5 protein-coding genes are annotated in these 3,723 nt (G+C 72.3%); all 5 read right to left on the bottom strand.

The window, feature by feature from the left end:
• On the bottom strand, window positions 1–1,577 hold a 1,577-nt coding region (locus tag VFE05_03895), incomplete at its 3' end, for a type VI secretion system Vgr family protein (protein HET6229196.1).
• Between the two features lie 19 nt (window positions 1,578–1,596).
• The gene (locus VFE05_03890; protein ID HET6229195.1) at window positions 1,597–1,953 is read right to left on the bottom strand and encodes a hypothetical protein; all 357 of its coding nucleotides are present in this window, start codon (window positions 1,951–1,953) and stop codon (window positions 1,597–1,599) included.
• A gap of 82 nt (window positions 1,954–2,035) precedes the next feature.
• Entirely contained in the window at window positions 2,036–2,515 is a 480-nt protein-coding gene (locus VFE05_03885) for a hypothetical protein (GenBank protein ID HET6229194.1), read from the bottom strand.
• An 81-nt stretch (window positions 2,516–2,596) separates the two neighbouring features.
• Window positions 2,597–2,734: a hypothetical protein gene (locus VFE05_03880; protein ID HET6229193.1), complete on the bottom strand. Its 138-nt coding sequence runs from the start codon at window positions 2,732–2,734 to the stop codon at window positions 2,597–2,599.
• Window positions 2,731–3,723, bottom strand: a 993-nt coding sequence (locus VFE05_03875; protein ID HET6229192.1) for a hypothetical protein, incomplete at its 5' end; no start/stop codon positions are given. The genes VFE05_03880 and VFE05_03875, both read right to left, overlap by 4 nt.

Genomic DNA, 3,723 nt, shown 5'->3' with positions numbered 1-3,723 from the left:
ACCTTGAGCGTGGCGTCGCCCCCCACGTCGCGCGCGGCGTCGCCGCTCACCTTTTCCACCAGGCGCTTGCACTTCAGGCGGATCTCCCCCACCGCCTCGATGGAGAGGTCGCCCTCGGAGTGCAGGGTGAGGGTGGGCTTGCCGCCCACGTCGTTGGCCAGCTGCACCAGGCACTTCCCGTGGGCGGAGAAGATCTCCACCACCTCCTTGCCCCCGGTGTCGGTGAGCTGGATGGTGTTGCCGCTGCGGGTGACGATGCGCTTGACCTCGGCGGTCTGCGGCGCGGCGTCCTTCCCGTTCCAGAGCGCGCCCAGCACGAAGGGGCGCTCGGGGTCGCCGTGCTCGAAGGCCACCAGCACCTCGTCGCCCACCTCGGGGATGAAGATCGTGCCCCGCTGGTTGCCGGCGTGGGGGACGGCCACCCGCACCCACCCGGTCTCGCGCCCCACGTCCTGCCAGCGGTAGCGCACCCGCACCCGGCCCAGCCCCTTCGGGTCCAGGTTGGCGGTCACCTCGGCGGTGGCGCACCCCTCCACGGTGCGCCGCGGCGGCCGGCGCGCGTGGGTGTAGGCGGCCCAGGGCGTGGCGGCGAACTCGTTGGCGTACTGCTGGCCGTCGAAGCGGTGGGTCACCCGCACCAGCCCCAGCGTGCCCGTGACCGGCACCTCCCAGCTCTCGCCGGGGGCGATGCGCACGGTGTCGCCGGCGGTGAGGCCCACGTGCGACGACGAGCCCTCCACCAGCACCGCGGCCCCCAGCGCGCGGGCGCTCTCGCGCTCCAGCGCCAGCTTGAACTCGGCCAGGCGCGGCGTGCGCCAGGCCGAGTCTTCGAGGTTGGGGTCGCCCCCGCCCGCGGTGCGCGTGGCCAGGCGGCGGGCGGCGGCCACCAGCGGCGCCGCGCCCCCGGTGAGCGGCGGCGCCTTGCGCACGCCGTGGAAGCGGTGGTCGCGCTTCTCGTGCATCTGGTAGGCGGCACCGCGGAAGCCGTGGTTCACCGGGCGGCAGTGCGAGGTGAGCGCCAGCAGGTTGGTGCCCCAGGCCAGCTCGTGGCCGGCGTCGGCGAAGCCGGCGCGCACCTCCACCCCGGCGCCGGCCGGCCGCACCATGCACCCCTGCTCGTCGGCGATGCGCACCAGGAAGTCGAAGTCGGACTCGCCGTGCTGCACGTAGTCGAGCCGCGGGCCGCCGGACGCGCCCGCGACCGTGGCCCCCAGCGCGCCCGCCACGTCGGCCAGCTGGCTCTCGGGGTAGTAGGCGGTGTTGTGGTGCTGCTGCATGCGCGCCGAGAGCGACACCGCCTCCAGGGAGAAGTGCGAGGCGCTGTGCGACAGGTGGCTCTGCGACCCCGACGCCACCTCGCCCTCGAAGGCCAGCGCGGTCTGCGTCTCGTCGTTCAGCTCCACCCGCACCGGCTCGCCCAGCAGCTGGTCGAGCGACACCGGCGCCAGCGCGGTGTCGCGGTAGAAGCTCAGGAAGCACACGTGGTGGCTCCCCACCTCCTGCTGCACCTCCAGGTGCTCGATCTCGCTGGCCTTGAGCGCCAGCCCGCCCACCCGGGCGGTCACGGTCACGCGCATGGGCCGCGCCCTCCCGCGCTCACAGTGACACCTCGCGGTGCACCGCGCCGCCCTCGCCGCAGTCGAGCGTGATGGAGAAGCTGCGCTCGCCGGGCGCCTGCTCGCGCGGCAGGGTCACCGCCTCCACGCGCGCCCAGTGGATGCCGAGCCCCACCAGCGCGCGGTTGAGCGCGTCCTCCACCGCCGGCTGCTGCTCGCCCCGGTCGGCCGACGCGGCAGCGAACACCTCCTGCAGCCCGAACCAGGGCGCGTGCCGCCAGCTCGACGCGGGCGACGCCGCCATGGCGCGGATCACGGCCAGCAGCGAGCTCACCCGGTCGGTGCGCACGAACAGGCCGTCTTTGCCGATCTGGAGGGGAAGCGCCAGGGTTTCCACGGTGCGGGCTCAAGGGGGCGGGGGCCGGCGCGCGCGTCCGGGCGCCCCCGCCGGTCTGCGGGGGCCGGGCGCGCGCGGTGGATCACTTGGTCAGCTTGTGCTTGGAGACGTTGGGGTCGTCGAGCGCGGCCACCAGCTCCAGGTACAGGATGTTGTTGAAGCCGGCGATCGCCACCGGGTCGCTCCCGCCGCCCCCGGTGCCGCCGCCGCGGCCGAAGCTGGCGCCGCCCGGCTGCGGGTTGAAGGTCTCGAAGCCGGCGATCCACCCCATGAACTCCACGTTGGAGAGCACGCGGCTGTCGTCGTCCTGGTAGTAGGTGATCGACACCTTCTCGGGCTCGTCCTTGGGGTCGGTCGCCTTCTTCCAGAGCGCGATCAGGTCGTCCTGCGAGAGGCGCGAGGTGTCGTGCGCGTCCATCCAGACGTAGGCGCGGGCCTGCACCGACTCGCCGGTGCGCCGCCCCACCTGGTTGGTGTTGCGCGACAGGGCGTAGCGCGCCTCCTGCGGAAAGAACTTGATCCCGCCGATCTGGACCTGGACGCGCTTGTACGTGGTTGCCATTGTCTTCCCCCGTGGTGGTGGTGATGGATTGCGGACTCCCTCGGTGGTGGTCGGGCTCGGTCCCCGGATCCGCCGGGCGGCTCACCCCAGGCCCAGCCAGGCCAGGAGGCGGCGTACCAGCGGCGCCCGCGCGGCCGGCCCGGGCGCGGGTCCGGCGTGGTCCGGCGCGGGCCGTGCCCCGCCGCGCAGGCGGAGCACGGCGCCGCCCGCGCGGGTCATTTTCCCTCGTCGGACGCGGTCTTGAACTTGGGCGTGTCGATCTTGAGCAGGAACGTCTCGGCGGGGCCCACCGGCGTGACCTCCAGCGAGATGTCGAGGATCCCCTGCATGAACTTGTTCTCGTCCCAGTCCACGTCGAGCGTGTAGTTGTAGATGGTCCCGCGCTCCTTCTTCTCCTTCTCCAGGAACTCCTCGATGGGGCCCACCACCTGGTCCTTCACCAGGTCGCGGGTCAGGCGCTGCTCGGCCACGCGCCGCAGCCACACCGCCATGCGCCGCTCCAGGTAGCGCAGCACGCGGTAGGCGGTGAAGAACTTGAGCACGCCGTTGGGGTCCTCGGCCTGGGTGCGGCTCCCCACGAAGCAGAGGTCGTTGTCCTCGTTGCGGATAACGGTGATCACCTGCCTCTCCATGGTCAGGTGCTCCATCTGCGAGATGCGCGGCTCGATGCGCGCCTTCTCCACCCCGCGCAGCTTGCCGAAGATCATCCCCACCGGCCCCTGCGCGATCCCCGCGTTGGGGGTGCGGTCGGTGCGGGCCAGCGCGCCCGCGAAGAGCATGGAGCCGGGGCCGTACAGGTCGGCGTCGTCCAGACCGTCCTCGGGCTCCTCGAACCAGTGCCGGTCGCGCAGCTTCACCCAACCGGCAAGCACCACGTCGGCCGCCGCCTTGTCCTCGGGGCGCTTGAGGAACTCGTAGGTGCCGCCGTCGGTGCGGAACTGGTCGCTGAGCTGGCGGAAGCTGCGCTCGTCGCGCAGGTCGCCCACCAGCATCATCCCCCAGGCGTTGGCCATGTCTTCGAAGCGCTTGCGCACCACGTCGGGCACGTAGCCGGGCACCACCAGGTTGCAGATGAACTGCCGGAAGTTGAACGAGTCGTTGCGGCCCTGCACGAAGTCGTCGACGGCCGCGATGGTGGTGCTGTCGACGTCGTTGCGGATGGCCTGGGTGTCGCCGTTGAAGATGTAGAACTCGACCGGCGGCCTCTG

The organism is Longimicrobiaceae bacterium (genome assembly GCA_035696245.1).
GTDB lineage: Bacteria > Gemmatimonadota > Gemmatimonadetes > Longimicrobiales > Longimicrobiaceae > DASRQW01.
This window is presented reverse-complemented; position numbering and strand designations above follow the sequence as displayed.